This is a genomic window from Mycobacterium hubeiense (assembly GCF_002838065.1).
GTDB classification, from domain to species: Bacteria; Actinomycetota; Actinomycetes; order Mycobacteriales; family Mycobacteriaceae; genus Mycobacterium; species Mycobacterium hubeiense.
In genome coordinates, this window is the sequence record NZ_PIZU01000011.1 from 69,871 (window position 1) to 86,063 (window position 16,193).

Consider the following 16,193-nt stretch of genomic DNA (forward strand, 5'->3'; position numbering starts at 1 on the left):
CGAGCAGTCGCAGAGTCGCACGATCCGCGGCCCGGTAATGCGATTCTCTGTCTGTTCGGCGGTGAGGCTTACGGCAGGCGCCAGTCGATCGGCTCGGCGCCCATCTTCTCCAGCAGCTCGTTGGCGCGGCTGAACGGGCGCGAACCGAAAAATCCGCGTGACGCCGAGAGCGGCGACGGGTGCGGCGACTCGATCGCCACGCAGTCGGTGCCGTCGAGCATCGGCTTCAGGGTGGACGCGTCGCGGCCCCACAGCACGGCCACCATCGGCTGTTCGCGAGCGACCAGCGCCCGTATCGCGCATTCGGTCACCGCTTCCCAGCCCTTGCCGCGATGCGACGCGGGGTTGCCCGGCCGCACGGTGAGCACCCTGTTGAGCAGCATCACGCCGCGCTGCGCCCACGTCGTCAAATCACCCGTCGCCGGCGGCGGGTAGCCCAGGTCCTTGGTGTATTCGGTGAAGATGTTCTCCAGGCTGCGCGGTAGCGGTCGCACCTCGGGCGCCACTGAGAAACTCAGGCCGACCGCGTGACCCGGCGTCGGATATGGATCTTGGCCGACGATGAGCACCCGAACCTGATCGAACGGAAATGTGAAGGCGCGCAACACATTCGGACCAGCAGGCAGATACCGATGGCCGGCGGCGAGCTCGGCGCGCAGAAACTCCCCTATCTGCGCCACCTGCGGGCCGACGGGCTCCAACGCGCGCGCCCAGCCTTCTTCGACAAGCTCGTGCAGTGGACGTGCGGTCACGAGTCGTCACCCTAACTACTCGAACGACTCCCAGCCCGGCTTTCCCTGCCACGTGTCGCCGTCCACCAGCACCCGCGGCGGCCCGTCGAGCACCCTCCCGATGCCCCGCCACCCGGCCGGCGGTGCACCGGGAAACGTCGCGACCAGCGCGTGGTCCTCGCCGCCGCCGAGCACCCAGCCCCACGGGTCGGCACCGACCGCCGCCGCGGCGCCGGACACGGCGTCACGGTCCCCGGCCAACGCCGCCGTCGAGAGGTCGATGCCGACGTTCGACGCCTCCGCGATGTGCCCGAGGTCGGCGAGTAGACCGTCGGAGACATCGGTCATGGACGTGGCGCCGGCGTCGGCGGCCACCCATCCCTGACCGTACGGCGGCTCGGGTACCAGATGCCGTCGACGCAGCTGTTCATCTTGCTGAATATTGTTGTGCCACAGGGCATATCCCGCCGCAGATCGACCGAGCGCGCCCACCACCGCCACCGTGTCGCCCGGCCGGGCCCCACTTCGGCGCACCGGTGCGCGGCCGTCGAGGTCGCCGAGCGCCGTCACCGAGATCACCCATTGCGGGGCGCTCACCAGGTCACCGCCGACGATCCCGGCGCCCAACCGGCCCGCCTCGTCCCACATGCCGTCGGCGAGTTCGAGCGCCTGCGCGGTCGGGGTGTCGCCGGGGGCGCCGAACGCCACCACGAAGGCGCTCGCCCGCGCGCCCATCGCCTCGATGTCGGCGGCGTTTTGGGCAATGGCCTTGCGGCCGACGTCGTGTGGGCTTGACCAGTCCAGTCGAAAGTGCCGTCCGGCCACCAACATATCGGTGCTCACCACCGTCCGGCCGTCGCCGAAGACGACCACTGCGGAGTCGTCACCGGGCCCCAGCGCGACCGCCGCCGGCTGCTCTCGCCCCGCGACCAGCCGATCGATGACCGCGAACTCGCCCACCCCCGCCAGGGTTGCCTCGTCGCTCGCCATATCGCCTCCTGCCGACGGACCTGGGCTGCGGTACGTTTGGTCCCTGCGGCGAGGAGTCTATGTAGGGAGACGGAGGCGAGAGCGGGTGGTCGAGGCTTTCATGCTGATCCAGACCGAGGTGGGCCGCGCCGAGGTCGTCGCCAAACAGCTCGCCGAACTTCCCGGTGTGCTCTCCTCGGAGTACGTCACCGGCCCCTACGACGTCGTGGTGCGCATCGGCGCCGATACGCTCGCCGAACTACAGGCCGACGTGGTGCCCAGCGTGCAGCAGGTGGCCGGGATCACCCGCACGCTGACCTGTCCGATCGCCAGTGGAGCACAACCATAGAGAGCGATGACGGCCCGCCGCGGGCGCTTCTGATCGCGGCGATCGTGGTGGCCGCCGCGGCGGTGATCGGCGTACTCGCCATCGCGACGATGCGCCAGGGAAAACCCGAACAGGAACCCGTCGCGATCGCGGCGGTGCCTGCGCCGCAGGCCAACAGCCCGCAATGTCAAGCACTGCTGAGCGCGGTCCCCGAACAGCTCGGTGAGTACCGTCGCGCGGCCACAGCCGATCCCACACCGGCGGGCACCGCGGCGTGGCAGGCCGACGCCGGCGGCGAGGCGATCATCCTGCGCTGCGGACTGGATCGGCCCGCGGATTTCGTGGTCGGTGTGCCTCTTCAGCTGGTCGACGCGGTGCAGTGGTTCGAGGCCAAGGATCCGACCGGCGGGCGCAGCACCTGGTTCGCGGTGGATCGCCCGGTGTACGTCGCGCTGACCCTGCCGCAGGGTTCGGGGCCGACGCCGATTCAGCAGATCTCCGATGTGATCACCACGACGATGCCGGCCGAGCCGATCGACCCGGCCCCGCCGCGCTGAACCCCGCCGTACGCGCAGCGCCGACGGGCGGCTCAGCGCAGGCCGGTGCCGCGCGCCAAGGCGGTCTCCACCATGGTGGCCAACAGCGTCGGATAGTCCACCCCGCTGGCCGCCCACATCCGCGGGTACATCGAAATCGTGGTGAAGCCGGGCATGGTGTTGATCTCGTTGATCACCGGCCCGTTGTCGGTGAGGAAGAAGTCCACCCGCGCCAGGCCCTGACCGTCGATCGCGTGAAATGCCCGAATTGCCAACTGGCGCACCGCATCGGCGACGTGGTCGTCGATTTTTGCGGGCACATCGAGCTCCGCGGCGTCCTCCAGATACTTGGTGGCGAAATCGTAGAACCCGTCCTCGCGACCGCGCACACCCGCGACCCGGATCTCGCCCACCGTACTGGCTTCGATTCTGCCGTCAGGGAATTCGAGCACGCCGCACTCCAGTTCGCGGCCGGGCACGGCGGCCTCGACGATCACCTTGGGGTCATGCCTGCGAGCGTCGGCGATCGCCGTGGGCAGCTGGTCCCACGCGCTGACGCGGCTGACGCCGATGGACGAGCCGCCGCGGGCGGGCTTGACGAACACCGGCAAGCCGAGCCGCTCGCGGTCTTCGAGTTCGACGGTGGCGTCCCGCGGCCGCAGCACGACATGGTCGCCGATCGGCAGCCCCTCGGCCGCCAGCAGCTTCTTGGTGAATTCCTTGTCCATCCCGGCCGCGCTGGCCAACACACCCGAACCCACATACGGCACGCCGGCGAGTTCGAACAGGCCCTGGATGGTGCCGTCCTCGCCGTACGGCCCGTGTAACACCGGGAAAACCACGTCGACGGCCGCCAACAGCTCGCCCGGCCCGTTGCCGAGGGATAACAGCTGGCCGCTGCGCCCCGGATCGGCCGGCAACGCCAGCTCGGTGCCCGACGATGCGCTGACCTCGGGCAGTCGGCCGTCGGTGATCGCCAAGGCTTCCGGTCGCGCATCGGTGAGCACCCACGAGCCCTCCGGGGTGATCCCGACCGCGACCACCTCAAACCGCTGCGGATCGAGGTTGCGCAGGATGCTGCCGGCCGAAACACACGAGATGGCGTGTTCGGAACTACGGCCGCCGTAGACGACGGCGACACGGATTCGGGCAGTCACAACCTAGAGAGGCTACCGCCCCGGCCGGATCGGCCCGGGATCACGCCCACCGACCAGTGGCTGCGCCCAAGGCCTGTTCGATGTCGGCGAGCAGGTCATCGGTGTCCTCGATGCCGAGCGAAATCCGGGCGAACCCGCCGGTGACGGCATCACCCCACCGCGCCCGTCGGTCGACGGAGCTGTGAATACCGCCGAAACTGGTCGAGGCGATCAACAGCGCGCTGCGCTCCACCAGCGCGTGCACCGCATCCGCGTCGGCCAATTCCACCGCCACCAGCCCGCCGAACCGCTTCATCTGCAGTGTGGCGATCGCGTGCGATGGATCGTCGGGCAGCCCGGGGTAACGCACCGAGCGCACGGCCGGATGTGCGCGCAGCATCACCGCAAGCGCCTGGGCATTGGCGCACTGGCGCTCGAAGCGCAGCCCCGCGCTGCCCAGGCTGCGCAGCACCAGCCATGCCTCGAATGCCCCCAGGATCGGGCCGGCCAGCAGCCGTTCCCGTTCCAGTGCGGCCATCAACTCAGGGTGGCTGCCCGCGACGTACCCCGCGACGAGGTCGCTGTGCCCTGACAATGCCTTGGTGGCGCTGGCCACCACGAGGTCGGCCCCCAGTGACAACGGCTGCTGGCCGAGCGGAGTCGCAGTGGTGTTGTCGACGATGAGGGTTGCGCCGCGGGCCCGGCAGGTCATGGCGAGCCTGTGCAGATCGACGACGTCCAACCCCGGATTGACCGGCGTCTCGGCGAGCACCACATCGGCTTCCGACGCGGCTTCGCACATTCCGGCGGCACTGGCTTCGACCACCGTAACGCCTTGCGGTGCAAGATATTCCGTGGCATAGCGGCGAACCTGGTAGTACCCGTCGGCGGGGACGACGAGCTTGGTCCCCGGCTTGGCGAGAACCCGCAGCGCCGAGGTGATAGCGGCCATGCCTGACCCGAAGGTCAGCGCCGCCGAGGCGCCTTCTAGTTCGGCAAGTGCCGACTCGAGTTGGCGCCACGTCGGATTCGAGCTGCGCCCGTAGCTGTCCAACGGTTCCGTCTCGTCGGGCGACAGGTGATACGTCGACGCCGGAACCGGCATCGGGGCGACGGGCTCGCCCGGGACTGCCTCCGAGCCAACGGCTTTCACGCTACGGGTCGAGTCGCCGTACGTGCCGTCCATCGCTGCTACTCCGGCTTGATGCTGCGCCCCAACAGCAGGGCGACCGCTTCGTCGACAGATAATCCCTTGTGGCACACCCGATGCACGGCATCGGTGAGCGGCATCTCGACATCGTAACTCGAGGCCAGCGCCAGCACCGATTCGCAGGACGCCACCCCCTCGGCGACGTGGCCGCCCGCGTCGCGCAACGCGGATTCCATCGTGCCGCCCTTGCCGAGACGCACACCGAACGACCGATTTCGGGAATGCGGCGAGGTGCACGTGGCGACCAGGTCACCGACGCCGGCCAACCCGGCCAGGGTGGCGGGCTTGGCGCCCAAGGCGATTCCGAGTCGCATGATCTCGGCGAGTCCGCGGGTGATGATCGCGGCCAGCGTGTTCTCCCCCAGCCCGACACCCGCGGCCATGCCGCACGCCAGCGCGATGACGTTCTTGCATGCGCCGCCCACTTCGGCGCCGATGACGTCGGCGTTGGTGTACGGACGGAAGTACCCGGTCGACAACGCCCGCTGCAGCGTCACCGCACGGCCGGAATCGCTGCAGGCGACGACGGTGGCGGCGGGCTGCTCGTCGACGATCTCGCTGGCCAGGTTCGGGCCGGTGACCACCGCGACACGGGCCGGATCGGCACCGGTGACCTGCACGATGACCTGGCTCATCCGCATCAGCGTGTCCAATTCGATGCCTTTGGCCAGGCTGACCAGCGTGGTGTCGTCGCCGATCAGGCCGGCCCACTGTTCGAGGTTGGTGCGCAGGGTCTGCGACGGCACCGCGAGCAGCACGGTGCAGGCATCGGACAACGCCTCGGTGGCGTCGCTGGTGGCGCGGATCGACTTGGGCAGCTCGGCATCACCGAGATAGCCGGTGTTGCGGTGCGTGTCGTTGATCTCATCGGCCAACTCGGGACGACGTGCCCACAGGGTGACGTCGTTGCCCGCGTCCGCGAGGACCTTGGCCAGTGCCGTTCCCCACGCACCAGCTCCCATGACCGCCGCCTGCACCACGGCTTCACCCTAACGCGGCACCGGCCCCTGGCAGGATGGCGCTCATGAGCGGCACACACGGCACCGGACCCGCCTCGGCGGCGCCTGATGATGTCGCGTTGGTGATCGCGATGAAGCGGCTCGCCGCCGCCAAGACCCGGCTGGCGCCGATCTTCTCGGCGTCGACCCGCGAAGCGGTGGTGCTGGCCATGCTCGTCGACACCATCACCGCCGCGTCGGCCGTCGCCGCCGTCACCGTCGTCACGCCCGACGACGTGGCGGCGGACGCGGCGCGCCAGTTGGGCGCTGCGGTGCTGGCCGATCCCACTCCCCCGGGACACCGCAACCCGCTGAACAACGCCATCACCACCGCCGAGGCGGCGCTGCGCGAATCGACCCCGAATATCGTTGTGCTGCAAGGCGATTTGCCTGCGATGCAACCACAAGAGCTCGCGGAGGCGATCGCCGCCGCACGCGGTTACCAGCGCAGCTTCGTCGGCGACCGGCACGGCACGGGCACCTCGGCGCTGTTCGCGTTCGGCGTCCCGCTCGACCCCCACTTCGGACCCGACTCCGCTCAGCGTCATCGGCATTCGGGAGCCATCGAATTGACCGGGGCGTGGCCGGGTCTGCGCTGCGATATCGACACACCCGACGACCTCATGGTGGCGCGGCGCCTCGGTGTCGGCGCGGCGACGGCTCAAGCCATCGCCCGGCAACGGTGACGGCCTTGTCCCAGGTCGGTCTCGCGGTGGCAAGACCACGACCCGATAAGGGAAGATCAGAGGCGTGACCGAAGCCGAGGCCCAGATCCGCACCGAGGACGCCGAATGGGTGTCCACCGACGCGGCACCGGAGGCTCCACCTGCGGCGACGACGCCCGCCGTCGACTCCGCGTTGCCCGAGCCCCTGCCCGAGGACCGCTACCTCAACCGCGAACTGAGCTGGCTGGACTTCAACTCCCGAGTGCTGGCCCTTGCCGCCGACCCGTCGCTGCCGCTGCTGGAGCGAGCGAAGTTTCTGGCGATTTTCGCCTCCAACCTCGACGAGTTCTACATGGTGCGCGTCGCAGGCCTCAAACGCCGCGACGAGATGGGCTTGTCGGTGCGCTCAGCCGACGGTCTGTCGCCTCGTGAACAGCTTCGCCGGATCAGCGAACGCACCCAGCAGATCGCCAACCGGCACGCCCACGTGTTCCTCGACTCGGTGCGCCCCGCGCTGGCCGACGAGGGCATCGTCATCGTCGCCTGGTCCGACCTCGACGATGCGGAACGTGACCAACTGTCGATGTACTTCCACGAGCAGGTGTTCCCGGTGCTCACCCCGCTGGCCGTGGACCCGGCGCATCCGTTCCCGTTCGTCAGCGGGCTGAGCCTGAACCTTGCGATCACCGTGAAGCAGCCCGAGAACGGTGGCCAGCACTTCGCCAGAATCAAGGTTCCCGACAACGTCGACCGCTTCGTGCAACTGCCCAACCGCGAAGGCGATTCCGTCGTGCGGTTCCTGCCGATGGAAGAGCTGATCGCCGCGTTCCTTCCGGTGTTGTTCCCCGGCATGGAAATCGTGGAGCACCACGCATTTCGGATCACCCGCAATGCGGACATGGAAGTCGAAGAGGACCGCGACGAGGACCTGCTGCAGGCACTCGAGCGTGAACTGGCCAAGCGCCGCTTCGGTTCACCGGTGCGCCTCGAGGTCGCCGACGACATGACCGAGAACATGCTCGAGTTGCTGTTGCGCGAACTCGACGTGCATCCCGGCGATGTGATCCAGGTGCCCGGCTTCCTCGACCTGTCATCACTGTGGGACATCTACGGCGTGGACCGTCCGGATCTGAAAGACCCGCCGTTCGTTCCGGCCACCCACCCGGCCTTCGGCGAACGCGAAACGCCCAAGAGCATTTTCGCCACCCTGCGCGACGGCGACGTGCTGGTGCACCATCCGTACGACTCGTTCTCCACCAGCGTGCAGCGCTTCATCGAACAGGCGGCCGCCGACCCCAATGTGCTGGCCATCAAGCAGACGCTGTACCGCACGTCGGGTGACTCGCCGATCGCCAACGCGCTGATCGACGCCGCCCAGGCCGGTAAGCAGGTGGTGGCGCTCGTGGAGATCAAGGCGCGCTTCGACGAGCAGGCCAACATCAAATGGGCACGGGCACTGGAAGATGCGGGCGTGCACGTGGTGTACGGCCTGATCGGGCTCAAGACCCACTGCAAGACGGCGTTGGTGGTGCGCCGTGAGGGCTCGGCGATTCGGCGCTACTGCCACATCGGGACCGGCAACTACAACCCGAAAACCGCGCGACTGTATGAGGATGTCGGCCTGCTGACCGCCGCACCCGACATCGGCGCCGACCTGACCGACCTGTTCAACTCGCTGACGGGCTACTCGCGCAAGGATTCCTACCGCAATCTGCTGGTGGCGCCGCACGGGGTGCGCAAGGGCATCATCGAACGCATCGATCGGGAAATCGCGGCAGCCCATTCCGGCGCCGAGACCGGTATCCGGCTCAAGGCCAACGCCTTGGTGGACGAGCAGGTGATCGACGCGCTCTACCGTGCGTCACAGGCCGGGGTGCCCATCGAGGTGGTGGTGCGCGGCATCTGCGCGCTGCGGCCCGGTGTTGCGGGGTACTCGGAGAACATCGCCGTGCGCTCGATTCTCGGCCGGTTCCTGGAACACTCGCGGATTATTCACTTCCGCGCCATCGACGAGTTCTGGATCGGCAGTGCCGACATGATGCATCGTAATCTCGACCGGCGGGTCGAGGTGATGGCTCAAGTGAAGGATCCCCGCCTGACCGCACAACTGAACGACGTGTTCGAGTCGGCCTTGGATCCCGCCACCCGGTGCTGGGAATTGGGTTCCGACGGGCATTGGACGGCCTCGCCGCAGGAGGGGGCGACCGTTCGAGACCATCAGGTGTCGTTGATGGAACGGCACCGGCATCCCTGAACCGGCCGGCTGAAGGTGGGCGCAGCGCCCCGAACGACCTGCAGGAGTTGAGGTGCTAGAGATTTCGCCAGACCCCGTCCCGGCCAAGGCCGTCCACGCCGCCGGCGCGGTGCTGTGGCGCTCGAACGGTGACTCCGCCGCCCCGGAGGTGGCAGTCATCCACCGTCCGCGTTACGACGATTGGTCACTGCCCAAAGGCAAGGTCGACCCTGGCGAGACCGAACCCGTCACCGCCGTGCGCGAGGTGCGCGAGGAGACCGGCTACCACGCCCATCTGGGCCGGCGGTTGGGCGCGGTGAGCTATCCAGTCGAGCAGGGGCTGAAGAAGGTTTGGTACTGGGCGGCGCGCCTGGTCGACGGCGAATTCGTGCCCAATGCCGAAGTCGACAAGCTTCTTTGGCTACCCGTCGACGAGGCCATGAAACACGTGGTCTACCCGCATGACCGGAAGGTGTTGCGGCGCTTCGCCAGACGCCCCGTCGACACGCAGACGGTGCTGATCGTCCGACACGGCACCGCGGGCAGCAAGTCCCGCTACAAAGGCGACGACCGAAAGCGCCCACTGGACAAGCACGGTCGAGCTCAGGCTGAATCGCTTGTGGGTCAACTGCTGGCCTTCGGTGCCTCAGAGCTCTACGCCGCCGCCCGCGTGCGCTGCCACCAGACGCTCGAGCCGTTGGCCGAAGAACTCGGAGTCAGCATTCACAACGAACCCGGGTTGACCGAGGAAGCGTACGCCGACGATCGCAATGCCGCCCGGCGTCGGGTGCTCGAGATCGCCGAGGCGGGCGGTACCCCGGTGATCTGCACGCAGGGCAAGGTGATTCCCGACCTCATCTCGTGGTGGTGCGAGCGGGACGGAGTGCGCCCGCAGTCCAAGGGCAATCGCAAGGGAAGTACGTGGGTGATGTCGCTCGCGGACGGACACCTGGTCGCGGCCGATCACATGGGCAGCCCGTTGGCCAGTAAGAGGTAGCGACCGCAGGTAGGCACGCCGCGGGTCGACTGGACCCGCGGCGTGCCGTCGGCGAATCTACTTGCGGCCGCGTTTGGCTGGCGCCTTGCGCGCCGGTGCCTTCTTGGCCGTCTTCTTGGCGACCTTGCGAGCCGGAGCCTTCTTGGCAGCCTTCTTGACCGCAGCCTTGCGCACGGTCTTCTTGGCCGCCGTCTTCTTGGCGGCCTTCTTGACTGCAGCCTTGCGCACGGCCTTCTTGGCCGCTGCCTTCTTGACGGCCTTCTTGACCGCAGCCTTGCGCACGGCCTTCTTGGCCGCTGCCTTCTTGACGGCCTTCTTGACCGCAGCCTTGCGCACGGCCTTCTTGGCCGCTGCCTTCTTAACGGCCTTCTTGGCCGCCGGCCGTCCTGCAGTTACGCCTCGCTTCACTGCTGGTCCTTCCGCTGGGAGTCGCTGTGCCCCAGAGACAACCGCTTTGAATTGAGCGCCGGGGCGAAATGCCGGCACGGACGTGGGCTTGACCTTCACCGTTTCACCGGTGCGCGGATTGCGCGCCACCCGAGCGGCACGACGGCGCTGTTCGAAAACGCCAAAGCCGGTGATGGTCACGCTGTCACCCTTGTGCACCGCGCGCACGATGGTGTCGACAACGTTCTCGACGGCGGCGGTGGCCTGCCGACGATCGGTGCCCATCTTCTGCGTGAGTACGTCGATGAGCTCTGCTTTGTTCATGCAAAACCTCCGAAACCAGTGGTCCACTTTGGACCGACTAGAGGACACGGTAAACCCTGTGACCACTGATTTCCAAGAGCCACGCGCAATTTCAGGTATAGCTGGCGAACTTTTTGGCAATCCGCTTGCCGCGCTTGGCGTCCTGAGACGGGTGTCGAGAACCGGGTTGGCAGGCCTTGATTTCGGGCCGCCGGAGCTGTCGTGTGGCCCGAAATCAGGCCGGCAGAGTCCGTGGCTTCCAGGCCGGTCGACGGGCCTCGTACGACTCGATTTCGTCGAGTTTCCGCAGCGTAAGGCCTATATCGTCGAGTCCTTCAAGCAGCCGCCAGGCGGTGTAATCGTCAATCGTGAACGGCACCATGACCGTTCCCGCGGTGATATTCCGATCTTGAAGATTCACAGTGATTTCCAGCCCCGGATTCTGCTCGATCAGCTTCCAGAGCAGTTCCACATCGTCTTGGGCAACTTCGGCGGCCAGAAGACCCGCCTTGCCGGCATTGCCCCGGAAAATGTCGGCGAATCGGGACGAGATAACCACCCGGAAGCCGTAGTCCATCAGCGCCCAGACGGCGTGTTCGCGCGACGATCCGGTGCCGAAATCGGGCCCTGCGACCAATACCGAGCCTTTGTTGAACGGCGACAGATTCAAAACGAACGAGGGATCTGCGCGCCAGGCCGCGAACAATCCGTCCTCGAAACCCGTTCGGGTGACCCGCTTCAGGTACTCCGCCGGAATGATCTGGTCGGTGTCGACATTGGACCGGCGCAATGGCACGCCGATTCCGGTGTGGGTGCGAAAAGCTTCCATCACCTAGCTCCTCTAGTTGATCAAATCGGCGGGCGAGGACAGCGTGCCGCGCACGGCGGTGGCGGCCGCGACGGCGGGCGAGACCAAATGCGTGCGGCCGCCCTTGCCCTGCCGTCCCTCGAAATTGCGGTTGGATGTGGACGCACAGCGTTGGCCGGGCGACAGCTGGTCGGGGTTCATGCCCAGACACATCGAGCAGCCGGCTTGGCGCCATTCGGCGCCCGCGGCGGTGAAGATCTCGCCCAGCCCTTCGGATTCGGCTTGCGCGCGCACGCGCATCGACCCGGGCACGATGAGCATCCGGACGCCGTCGGCGACCTTGCGCCCGCGCAGCACGTCGGCGACCACGCGCAGATCTTCGATGCGGCCGTTGGTGCACGAGCCGACGAAAACGGTGTCGACCGCGATGTCGCGCATCGCCGTTCCGGGCCGAAGATCCATGTACGCCAACGCTTTTTCGGCTGCCTGCCGTTCGGCGTCGTCGTGCATCAGTTCGGGGTCCGGCACCGATGCGGACAGTGGCACGCCCTGTCCGGGATTGGTGCCCCAGGTGACGAACGGGCTGAGCGACGACGCGTCGAGGTAGACCTCGGTGTCGAATTCGGCGCCCTCATCGGTACGCAGTTGGGTCCACGCGGCCACCGCGGCATCCCACTGCGCGCCCTTCGGAGCGTGTGGGCGGCCGCGCAAAAACTCGAATGTGGTCTCGTCCGGGGCCACCATCCCGGCCCGGGCGCCGGCTTCGATGCTCATGTTGCAGATCGTCATCCGGCCCTCCATCGACAGCGATTCGATGGCACTGCCGCGGTATTCGATGACGTGGCCCTGCCCGCCGCCGGTGCCGATCTTGGCGATGACGGCCAGGATGATGTCCTTGGCGCTCACCCCGGGCGGCAGCACGCCGTCGACGTTGACCGCCATCGTCTTGAACGGCCGCAGCGGCAACGTCTGGGTGGCCAACACATGTTCGACCTCAGAGGTGCCGATGCCCATCGCGAGCGCGCCGAAGGCGCCGTGGGTCGAGGTGTGGCTGTCGCCGCACACCACCGTCATCCCGGGCTGGGTGAGACCCAGTTGCGGTCCGATGATGTGCACGATGCCTTGTTCGGCGTCGCCCATCGGGTGCAGCCGGATGCCGAACTCCTCACAGTTGCGGCGCAGGGTTTCGACCTGGGTGCGCGAAATCGGGTCCGCGATCGGTTTGTCGATGTCGATCGTCGGCACGTTGTGGTCTTCGGTCGCGATGGTGAGATCGGGCCGACGCACCCTGCGCCCGGCCAGCCGTAGCCCGTCGAAGGCCTGCGGGCTGGTGACCTCGTGCACGAGATGTAGGTCGATGTAGATCAAATCGGGCTCGCCGTCGCCCGACGCGACGACATGATCCGCCCACACCTTTTCTGCCATTGTCCGCGGCTTGGTGGCCATACTTGACGATCTCACAATCTGGGAAGCTAGTATCTCCTTGTGAGACAGGATAGCGGCATCGGCGTGTTGGACAAAGCGGTGGGTGTGCTGCACACGGTGGCCGAGTCGCCCTGTGGGCTCGCCGAACTGTGCGAACGGACCGGCCTGCCCAGGGCCACCGCGCACCGGTTGGCCGCCGGGCTGGAAACCCACCGTCTGCTGGCCCGCGACGGCGACGGTCGCTGGCGGCTCGGACCCGCCCTGACCGAATTGGCCGGACAGGTCAACGATCCGCTGCTGGCCGCCGGTGCGGTCGTGCTGCCCCGCCTGCGCGAGATCACCGGCGAGAGCGTGCAGCTCTACCGTCGGGAAGGCACCGCGCGTATCTGCGTGGCGGCGTTGGAACCGCCCGCGGGGCTGCGGGATACCGTGCCCGTCGGCGCGCGGCTGCCGATGACCGCCGGCTCAGGCGCCAAAGTGCTGCTGGCCTATGCCGATCCCGCCACCCAACAGGCGGTGCTCCCCGCCGCGAAGTTCACCGAACGCACATTGGCCGAGGTGCGCAAGCGCGGCTGGGCGCAAAGCGCTGCCGAGCGCGAACCCGGTGTGGCCAGCGTCTCAGCCCCTGTTCGTGATGGTCGCGGTGCAGTGATCGCGGCGGTGTCGGTATCGGGACCGATCGACCGGATGGGCCGTCGGCCCGGCGCCCGCTGGGCCGCTGACCTATTGGCCGCCGCCGAAGCGCTGACTCGCAGGCTGTAGACACTCGAACTCGTCGAGTTCTGCGTCAGGTCGTGATGCGCCGGCACAGCCCAGGCGCAGAAATCGGCGCATACCACGCAGCGCAAAAGAAAAAGCTGTGAACCAAATGTGGTTCACAGCTGTAGTTGTAGCCCCGATGGGATTCGAACCCACGCTACCGCCGTGAGAGGGCGGCGTCCTAGGCCGCTAGACGACGGGGCCAGAACCGGATTGCCAGCATAACCCACACGGGTATGCCGACCTAATTGTGCTGCAGCTGGGGTACCAGGACTCGAACCTAGAATGGCTGAACCAGAATCAGCTGTGTTGCCAATTACACCATACCCCATTGGCTGCCCATAACCGCAGGTCATAGGCTGTTTTCGGACCTGGCTAGCGGAGAGGACGCAATGCCGCCCGCCGCATACCGGCCGACAGGCAGACTACCAAAGATTCGGCAGAGCCTTCTCACGCGCCGGGGGTGACGGCGGCCGCGTGGTCTCGTCCGGCACGCAGCCGGCGCAAGCTGCGGTCGCGACCGAGCAGTGCCAGCGACTCGAACAGCGGCGGGCTGATCGATGACCCGGTGGCGGCCACCCGGATGGGCCCGAACGCCTCGCGCGGCTTCAGCTCGAGCTTGTCCAACAGCGCCTCCTTGAGCGCCGCTTCGATGTGGGGGGTGGTCCACTCGCCAATCGGTTCGAGCGCGGCCAACGCGGCGTCGAGCACCGGGACCGCCTCGGCCCGCAGTTCCTTCGCCGCGGATTTCTTGTCGAGCGCGAACTCGCTGTCGTTGAGGAACTTCAGCAGGTCCCAGGCATCGCCGAGCACGCCGATGCGCGTCTGCACCAGGGCGGCCGCCTCGGCGAAATGGCGCTCGTCGAGCCCGGTGTCGTGGCCGTGGGCGTCGAAATATGCGCGCAGACGCGCGGTGAAGTCCTCGGCGGTCAGCAGCCGGATGTGTTCGGCATTGAGCGCGTCGGCCTTCTTCTGGTCGAACCGTGCGGGATTGGAGTTGACGTCGACGACGTCGAATGCCGCCACCATCTCGTCAAGGCTGAACACGTCGCGGTCCTCAGCGATACCCCAGCCCAGCAGAGCGAGATAATTCAGCAGCCCTTCCGGGATGAATCCGCGCTCGCGGTGCAAAAACAGGTTGGACTGTGGGTCGCGCTTCGACAGCTTCTTGTTGCCATCACCGAGAACGCTTGGCAGGTGTGCGAATTCGGGGATGCGTTCAGCGACGCCGACGCGCATCAGCGCCTGATACAGCGCGATCTGGCGCGGTGTGGACGGCAGCAGGTCCTCGCCGCGCAGCACGTGCGTGATCTTCATCAGCGCGTCGTCGACCGGATTGACCAAGGTGTACAACGGGTCTCCGCTTGCGCGGGTGAGCGCGAAGTCGGGCACCGTGCCGGCGGCGAACGTCGTCTCGCCGCGGACCAGGTCGGTCCAGCTGAGGTCCTCGTCGGGCATTCGCAGCCGCACCACCGGCTTTCGCCCCTCAGCCAGATACGCCGCGCGCTGCTCCTCGGTCAGATCACGGTCGTAATTGTCGTAGCCCAGTTTGGGATTACGGCCCGCGGCCAGATGGCGGGCCTCGACTTCCTCTGCGGTGGAGAACGCCTCGTAGGCTTCTCCGGCGGCCAGCAGGCGCGCAACGACGTCACGGTAAATGTCCCGACGCTCGGACTGCCGGTAGGGAGCGTAGGGCCCGCCGATGTCGGGTCCCTCGTCGTAGTCCAGGCCGAGCCAGTGCAACGCGTCCAGCAGCGCCAGATAGCTTTCCTCGCTGTCGCGTTCGGCGTCGGTGTCCTCCAACCGGAACACGAATGCCCCGCCGGTGCGCCGGGCGTAGGCCCAGTTGAACAACGCGGTGCGGATCAGGCCGACGTGCGGGGTGCCGGTTGGCGATGGACAGAACCGAACTCGTACCGTCATGACTTTCCTTTGCGCACAACGGGATTGGTCAGTGTCCCGATACCTTCGATGGTAATGCTGACAGTGTCGCCGTGCTCCAGCGGGCCGACGCCCTCCGGTGTGCCGGTCAGGATCAGATCACCGGGCAGCAGCGTCATCACCGCGGAAATCCACTCCACGATCGCGCCGATGTCGTGCATCATCAGCGACGTCCGACTGCGCTGGCGCACCTCGCCGTTGAGCTCGGTACACAGTTCCAAGTCGGACGGGTCGACGTCGGTTTCGATCCACGGCCCCACCGGACAGAACGTGTCGTGGCCTTTGGCCCGCACCCATTGACCGTCCTGCTGCTGCTGATCGCGGGCGGACACGTCGTTGGCGATGGTGTAGCCGAGGATGTTCTCCGCGGCGCGCGCGGCCGGCACGTCCTTGCACGGCCGGCCGATCACCACGGCCAGCTCACCCTCGAAGTGAACCGGATTGGCGTTCGCGGGCAGCTGGATCGGGACGTTGGGCCCGATGATCGCGGTGTTGGGTTTGAGGAAGATGATCGGATGCGGGAAGTCGCCGCCGCCCATCTCCTCGATGTGGGCGGCGTAGTTCTTGCCCATGCACACCACCTTGCTGGCCAGGATCGGCGCAAGCAGCCGCACGTCGGCCAGCGGCCATTGCCGCCCGGTAAAGGTCGGCGTGCCGAACGGGTGCTCGGCGATATCGCGTGCGATGGCGCTGGGGTCGTCGGGCGGGCCCTCGATACTGACGAAGGCAACACCGTCGGGGCTGGCGATTCGGCCGAGACGCATTGG

The 16,193-nt window shown here is 67.3% G+C and carries 16 protein-coding genes and 2 tRNA genes; 6 read left to right on the plus strand and 12 right to left on the minus strand.

Translation table 11 applies throughout. The features are described 5' to 3' along the window. Positions 1-68: 68 nt before the first annotated feature. Entirely contained in the window at positions 69-752 is a 684-nt protein-coding gene (locus CWS39_RS10985; RefSeq protein ID WP_102142952.1) for a uracil-DNA glycosylase, read from the minus strand. A 15-nt stretch (positions 753-767) separates the two neighbouring features. Continuing rightward, on the minus strand, positions 768-1,721 hold the full coding sequence (locus tag CWS39_RS10990) for a thiamine-phosphate kinase (protein ID WP_102142953.1): 954 nt from the start codon (positions 1,719-1,721) through the stop codon (positions 768-770). A gap of 85 nt (positions 1,722-1,806) precedes the next feature. On the opposite strand from CWS39_RS10990, the gene CWS39_RS10995 reads away from it, so the two are divergent. Beyond that, positions 1,807-2,049: an Lrp/AsnC ligand binding domain-containing protein gene (locus CWS39_RS10995; RefSeq protein ID WP_102142954.1), complete on the plus strand. Its 243-nt coding sequence runs from the start codon at positions 1,807-1,809 to the stop codon at positions 2,047-2,049. Positions 2,050-2,093: 44 nt separating this feature from the next. After that, complete coding sequence (locus CWS39_RS11000) at positions 2,094-2,585, plus strand: DUF3515 domain-containing protein (protein WP_255413001.1); 492 nt, start codon at positions 2,094-2,096, stop codon at positions 2,583-2,585. A gap of 32 nt (positions 2,586-2,617) precedes the next feature. Here CWS39_RS11000 and CWS39_RS11005 read toward each other — a convergent pair whose 3' ends face one another. From CWS39_RS11005 to CWS39_RS11015, 3 genes are read right to left on the minus strand one after another with little or no spacing between them, the layout of a single operon-like run. After that, the gene (locus CWS39_RS11005; RefSeq protein ID WP_102142955.1) at positions 2,618-3,721 is read right to left on the minus strand and encodes a D-alanine--D-alanine ligase family protein; all 1,104 of its coding nucleotides are present in this window, start codon (positions 3,719-3,721) and stop codon (positions 2,618-2,620) included. A gap of 40 nt (positions 3,722-3,761) precedes the next feature. After that, positions 3,762-4,886, minus strand: a complete 1,125-nt coding sequence (locus CWS39_RS11010; protein ID WP_102142956.1) for a cystathionine gamma-lyase — start codon at positions 4,884-4,886, stop codon at positions 3,762-3,764. Positions 4,887-4,891: 5 nt separating this feature from the next. Then, positions 4,892-5,872, minus strand: a complete 981-nt coding sequence (locus tag CWS39_RS11015; protein ID WP_102143015.1) for an NAD(P)H-dependent glycerol-3-phosphate dehydrogenase — start codon at positions 5,870-5,872, stop codon at positions 4,892-4,894. Between the two features lie 62 nt (positions 5,873-5,934). On the opposite strand from CWS39_RS11015, the gene cofC reads away from it, so the two are divergent. Genes cofC through mutT1 form a run of 3 tightly spaced genes read left to right on the plus strand, consistent with a single transcriptional unit; the run spans position 5,935 to position 9,803 of the window. Then, entirely contained in the window at positions 5,935-6,594 is a 660-nt protein-coding gene (cofC, locus tag CWS39_RS11020) for a 2-phospho-L-lactate guanylyltransferase (protein WP_102143016.1), read from the plus strand. A 55-nt stretch (positions 6,595-6,649) separates the two neighbouring features. Beyond that, positions 6,650-8,827, plus strand: a complete 2,178-nt coding sequence (locus tag CWS39_RS11025) for an RNA degradosome polyphosphate kinase (protein ID WP_199178073.1) — start codon at positions 6,650-6,652, stop codon at positions 8,825-8,827. Between the two features lie 52 nt (positions 8,828-8,879). Continuing rightward, on the plus strand, positions 8,880-9,803 hold the full coding sequence (gene mutT1, locus CWS39_RS11030) for an 8-oxo-(d)GTP phosphatase MutT1 (RefSeq protein ID WP_199178065.1): 924 nt from the start codon (positions 8,880-8,882) through the stop codon (positions 9,801-9,803). 57 nt (positions 9,804-9,860) lie between these two features. On the opposite strand, the gene CWS39_RS11035 is transcribed toward mutT1, so the two are convergent. From CWS39_RS11035 to leuC, 3 genes are all read right to left on the minus strand, one after another. Beyond that, positions 9,861-10,514 carry an HU family DNA-binding protein gene (locus tag CWS39_RS11035; protein ID WP_102142958.1) on the minus strand — a complete coding sequence of 218 codons (654 nt, stop codon included), beginning with the start codon at positions 10,512-10,514 and terminating at the stop codon, positions 9,861-9,863. A gap of 214 nt (positions 10,515-10,728) precedes the next feature. Beyond that, positions 10,729-11,322 carry a 3-isopropylmalate dehydratase small subunit gene (gene leuD / locus CWS39_RS11040; protein ID WP_102142959.1) on the minus strand — a complete coding sequence of 198 codons (594 nt, stop codon included), beginning with the start codon at positions 11,320-11,322 and terminating at the stop codon, positions 10,729-10,731. Between the two features lie 12 nt (positions 11,323-11,334). Next, entirely contained in the window at positions 11,335-12,747 is a 1,413-nt protein-coding gene (gene leuC, locus CWS39_RS11045; RefSeq protein WP_199178066.1) for a 3-isopropylmalate dehydratase large subunit, read from the minus strand. A 39-nt stretch (positions 12,748-12,786) separates the two neighbouring features. Here leuC and CWS39_RS11050 point away from each other — a divergent pair, with 39 nt between their 5' ends. Beyond that, positions 12,787-13,488, plus strand: coding sequence for an IclR family transcriptional regulator (locus tag CWS39_RS11050; protein ID WP_102142960.1), 702 nt, complete (start codon positions 12,787-12,789; stop codon positions 13,486-13,488). 128 nt (positions 13,489-13,616) lie between these two features. Here CWS39_RS11050 and CWS39_RS11055 read toward each other — a convergent pair. From CWS39_RS11055 to CWS39_RS11070, 4 genes are all read right to left on the minus strand, one after another. Continuing rightward, positions 13,617-13,689: transfer RNA gene (locus CWS39_RS11055), tRNA-Glu, on the minus strand. Positions 13,690-13,744: 55 nt separating this feature from the next. Beyond that, positions 13,745-13,816 (minus strand) — tRNA-Gln (locus CWS39_RS11060). A gap of 119 nt (positions 13,817-13,935) precedes the next feature. Next, a complete protein-coding gene (gene gltX, locus CWS39_RS11065; RefSeq protein ID WP_102142961.1) occupies positions 13,936-15,408 on the minus strand; it encodes a glutamate--tRNA ligase in 1,473 nt (490 codons plus the stop codon). After that, the gene (locus tag CWS39_RS11070) at positions 15,405-16,190 is read right to left on the minus strand and encodes a fumarylacetoacetate hydrolase family protein (protein ID WP_102142962.1); all 786 of its coding nucleotides are present in this window, start codon (positions 16,188-16,190) and stop codon (positions 15,405-15,407) included. The genes gltX and CWS39_RS11070 overlap by 4 nt, the downstream gene beginning before the upstream one ends. Positions 16,191-16,193 lie beyond the last annotated feature (3 nt).